The sequence below is a fragment of the uncultured Olegusella sp. genome (genome assembly GCF_947253395.1).
Lineage (GTDB): Bacteria > Actinomycetota > Coriobacteriia > Coriobacteriales > Atopobiaceae > Olegusella.
Genome location: NZ_CAMXYY010000115.1, coordinates 1 through 4,377, shown reverse-complemented (window position 1 = coordinate 4,377; position 4,377 = coordinate 1). Strand labels below are relative to the sequence as shown.

General features: G+C 49.5%; 4 protein-coding genes. All 4 read right to left on the bottom strand.

What is annotated here, in order from left to right:
- Positions 1 to 917 (bottom strand): NAD(+) diphosphatase (gene nudC / locus Q0X25_RS07465; protein ID WP_298580714.1); only part of this gene is annotated, 917 nt, incomplete at its 3' end.
- Positions 918 to 926: 9 nt separating this feature from the next.
- Positions 927 to 1,646 carry a DUF554 domain-containing protein gene (locus tag Q0X25_RS07460; protein ID WP_298580711.1) on the bottom strand — a complete coding sequence of 240 codons (720 nt, stop codon included), beginning with the start codon at positions 1,644 to 1,646 and terminating at the stop codon, positions 927 to 929.
- A complete protein-coding gene (locus Q0X25_RS07455) occupies positions 1,643 to 2,686 on the bottom strand; it encodes a L,D-transpeptidase (RefSeq protein ID WP_298580708.1) in 1,044 nt (347 codons plus the stop codon). Before Q0X25_RS07455 ends, Q0X25_RS07460 begins: the two co-directional genes overlap by 4 nt.
- 38 nt (positions 2,687 to 2,724) lie before the next feature.
- The coding region (locus Q0X25_RS07450) for a DEAD/DEAH box helicase (protein ID WP_298580706.1) at positions 2,725 to 4,377 on the bottom strand (1,653 nt) is incomplete at its 5' end.

Here is a 4,377-nt window from a genome sequence, read left to right as displayed (position 1 = left end):
GGATCGAATCCCTGCGCAAATGCAGAAATCATCAGATTGGTAAGGCTTGAAGTATCGCGGCGCGGCATGGGAATTTCGTCTCGATGCAGCCATACGGCACTGCGTAACTCACCATGATCCACCGTCACATCGTCTCTTGCGGCCTCACACCAATAACCCACCAAGATAGAAGATGAGAAAGGCCAAGGTTGTCCGCGCCAATAGCGCAGTTTGCTCACCTCAAGACCAACTTCTTCCTTGGTCTCGCGCAGCACTGTCTGCTCAAAGCTCTCACCCACCTCGGTATAACCTGCAACCAATGCATAATTGTCGTAGCGATAGTGTGCACGAGCATATTTTGTCAGCAATAAACGCTCATGACTTTGGTCAAGAATCCCCACAATAACGCCTGGATTGATGCGCGGATAAATCACATTTCCGCAGGCAGGACATACTATCTCGCGGCTTTTTGGGGCAAGCTCGGTAGGATAGCCACACGCTCCGCAAAAACGATTGTTCCGATACCAAGTTGCCAGTTGATGACCCATAATTGCGGCAAAGGCCAACCAGCGCGGAGAAGCAAAGCGTAATTCACGAATACTTTCCCAAGAAAAGCGCGGGGAAGAAAAGCCTGCAGCAGCACCGGCTTCAGACATGAGCACCTCTGCTGCATCCGCAGCAGAGGCAAGAAAAAAGTCCTGCTCATCAACTGAAAAAAGGTAGACCAAATCTAATTCGGCGGCACTACAAGAAAAATCAGAAAAGCGTGGTAATTCGAGATCTCCTCCCAAACGAACGCCTGAGTTATCTTGAGACTTTTCACCTGTTAGATAACAGAAAATCTCGATAGCACGACAACACAAAACAATGCTTTGTGCCTGAGGCTCTTTGGGTACATAACGATTGGAAAAGGCATGCTTGCCAATATCTTGAATCATGAGCTACCTCTAAACCAAGGGCAGTAAGTTCACTAAGGGAACAAGCACGATGGGCAAAAAACATGCCGGCAAAAAGTCGGCTACCTTGAGCTGAGTGATGCCGAGCAGATTAGTGCCAACTGCAAACAATAAGAGTGAGCCCGTAACCGACATCTCGGCAATGACCGCCTGAGTGAGCAAAGGTGCAATCAAACTAGCTGTGAGGGAGAGGAGGCCTTCATACACAAATAAGGAAAGCGCCACAAAGGGCACGCCAACACCCATTGATGCTGCCATGGGAATGCAAACTACAAGGTCAATGATGCCCTTTGCAATAAGGGTGCTGTGATCCAGCGATAAACCCGACGCAAGAGATCCCACAATTGCCATCGCACCTGTACAGCAAAATAAGGTCGCATTGACAAAACCTACAGAAAAGCTTCCAAGCTGGCCGTCTGTGGGCAGCACTTTGTCCAGCCGCGTCTGCACCCAGTTACCCAGGCGATGTACCGCAGCGTCAATCCCTAACATCCACCCGATTACGCCACCCAATGCCACAGCCAGCGTCACTACAACGATAGTGCCGCCCTTAGCTGCCATGCCTTGCACTGCAACCAAAACTACACACAAGCCCTGACCCTTGAGCAAGAAGTCTCCCAGATCATTGGATACGTGACTCTTAAATGCCAGACCAATCAAAGCTCCTACCAGCGCTTCTATGCCATTAAGCAGCGCTCCTAGCACAATCATGCTGCGTCTCCCTCTTTGGTATAGTGCTTCAGCGCTTTTTCTGCCTCATCGGAACGGATTGCGGTACCCGTACGAAACGTCTCTTTCCAAGGATTTGCTTCGTTGGGGTCGGTGGGATCAAAACCACGGAAAGTAGCACTTGATGGATTATCATCGTTTTCGTCAAGCGCAATCGTGCCAGGCTTGCCCATCGGGCCAGGATGATCTGCGTCATCATAAAAAACCACGGGAGTTCCGAGCGGGCAGTTGTCATAAATCCATTTGGCATCGCAAACTTGCAAACGCACACAACCCAGGGAAGCTGCGCTGCCCTGCTTATTGAATTCTTGATATTCCAAATCATTTTCATGTTCGGACAGATAAGGAACGCTGTGGAACAAAATATCACCGTCGATACGGGTCACATACTGACCAAATACATCCTGAAACAACGCTCCCCAGCGATAACGCTCGGGCGTATGAAAATACCCCAGTGGCGTATAAGTACCCGTTGCACATACCATTGCCATGTACGGCTTTGTATAGTTGTTATCAGCATCTAACGTAAGTACCGTGAGCGTATTGGCAGCTCGATTGACAGCAATCATATACGGTGCAATTTTACCCTCAACATCCTTTTGCGCACGATACGAAAAGCTCTCCGCATTGGAAAAATCTTTCCAAGAGGCGCAGTTATGCGCAATATTTTGCATGAGCTTTTTGCCAAGCTTTGCATAATCAAGAGGGTCGGTCAGCTGACTTGGAGCCTTACCCGTACAGTTAAGCGAGGCGCGTTTACGCACCGTCTCAATACGCTTTTCGGCAGCACTGAGTTGTTTGTCCTGAGATGCAGATGAAGCAGAGCCTACGCCCAGACGTGACATACTCCCCTGCCTACATTCTCTTACGCAAGCAAAAGCCACGGACACCACAACTGCCAATACAGCGCAGATAACACCGCCCACAATGCGACGATGCCGCTGGCGGCGTCGTGCCGCCTCACGGTGCTGTCGGCGCAATTCGCACCGTTCAGCGTAGCTCTGTTGGCTATTTCTTGGCATACTGCCCTTCTTTATACTCTCGCGCTAACCAGCCTACCCTAACCCAACAAATCAATGAGGTCTTCGCGGGCAAGCGATGCAAGACCCATGCCGCCACCCGTACCCACTATCGCATCTGCAAGGTCGGCCTTTTTGGCTTGCAAAGCAACAATACGCTCCTCAATGGTACCTTTGCATATGACCTTATAGACGGTCACATCACTGCGTTGGCCAATGCGATGAGCACGGTCAGTTGCTTGATCTTCAGCAGCAACATTCCACCAAGGATCAGCATGAATTACTACCTGGGCGCCCACCAAGTTAAGGCCTGTTCCGCCCGCACGTAAAGAAATCAAAAAAACCGGCGTATCATCACGGTTAAACTCCCCCACAAGACGTATGCGTTCATCTTTGGGAGTTGACCCCGTTAGTTCAAAAAAGCTCACCTGCTCTTTGTCAAGTTTATCTGCAATCAGACTCAAAAAGCTTGTGAACTGAGAAAACACCAATAACTTGGCCCCTGCATCAATAGAGGTGGATATCAAATCCCAAATCATATCTATCTTGCAGCTGTCGCCTCTATAATCGTCATACACCAGTCGCGGATCACAGCAGAGTTGGCGAAGACGCATGAGTTCAGTCAAAACCTGCATCTTTTTCTTGTTCCAGCCTGCATCGCTTTGCTTTTCTAACGAAAGACGAAGCGCTTGTTCATGTGCATGGTAGAGCTTGCTTTGCTCGTCTTCCATACGAGCAAAAATGGGCGTCTCAAGTTTATCAGGCAGATCAAGCAAAACCTCGCGTTTAAGACGTCGCAAGATGAAAGGCCCAACTGCTGCCTTGAGTCGAGCAGCAATCTCTGCATCTCCTGCCACAATTGGCTGCTCATAGCGCTCACGAAAACGCTCATAACTGCCCAAGAGTCCAGGCATCAGAAAATCAAAAATGCTCCAAAGCTCAGACAGGCGGTTTTCAACAGGGGTGCCCGTCAACGCAAAACGATGGCGAGCTTTGAGCGTCTTGACCGCTCGCGCTGCCAGGGTTTGATGGTTTTTGACATACTGAGCCTCATCCAAAATCACACAATGAAACGTCTCGTCTACGTAGTCTTCGATATCACGTCTCAGCAGGTCATAGCTGGTAATAAGGACCTCATGACCCATCTCATGACGCTGCATAAACCTCTGCTGAGCTGTGCCTGCTACTACAGCAATATCCATATCTGGTGCAAATTTTTCAAATTCTTCTTGCCAGTTATAAACCAACGAAGCAGGACAAACTACAAGACTTCTCCCCCGTCCACGGCGTGCAAGCAACAACGAAATCATCTGCACTGTTTTGCCTAGGCCCATCTCATCAGCAAGGATGCCGCCAAATCCCATATCAGAAAGGGCGGAGAGCCACTGAAATCCCCTCAGTTGATAGGGGCGCAGCGTCTGCGCCAAAGCCGCAGGCGCAACATAGGTCGCCGGATTGATATTTTCAAAATCCTCTATCCACTGCTCAAAGGATTGGTCTTTGTCCTCCTCATGCAAAATACTATTAAGGAGAAACGCCTTGTACGAAGGCAACTCCACATTACCTGTGCCCAACTGTCCAGCGGATATTCCTAGTTCATCCACCAGTGCGGCAGCTTCAGATAAATCCAAGTGAGAAATGTCCAAAAGACTCCCGTCGCGCAGGCGATGGTAACTTTTGCGTTTGCGATAGCT